This window comes from Salmonella sp. SAL4457 (assembly GCF_046548235.1).
GTDB lineage: Bacteria > Pseudomonadota > Gammaproteobacteria > Enterobacterales > Enterobacteriaceae > Salmonella > Salmonella enterica.
Genome location: NZ_JBGDZO010001225.1, coordinates 1 through 241 on the forward strand (window position 1 = coordinate 1; position 241 = coordinate 241).

The following is a 241-nucleotide window of genomic DNA, read 5'->3' on the forward strand; positions in this document are numbered from 1 at the left end:
GCCAGAGCACCGCCCGCTTCAGTACCCCCGGCTCGCGCGGCGCCATCAGCGGGCGACCTTCTGCGCCAGCGATACGCTGAAGATGCCCCACTGGTCGACCCGCTGGGTGATCTAGCGGAAGCCGGCGGCGGCCACCAGCTTGTCCATTTCCGCCTGGGTCCGGCGCCGCATCACCCAGGCCTGGCCCTGGCGGTGGCTGGTCAGCGCGCGGGCGATCAGTTCCAGCTGCGGGTGCCAGGGC

General features: G+C 72.2%; 1 protein-coding gene. It reads right to left on the reverse strand.

From position 1 onward, the window contains the following. Positions 1 to 111 precede the first annotated feature (111 nt). Positions 112 to 241: class I SAM-dependent methyltransferase family protein (locus ACLJNW_RS28090; protein WP_410961897.1), on the reverse strand; the 130-nt coding region annotated here is incomplete at its 5' end.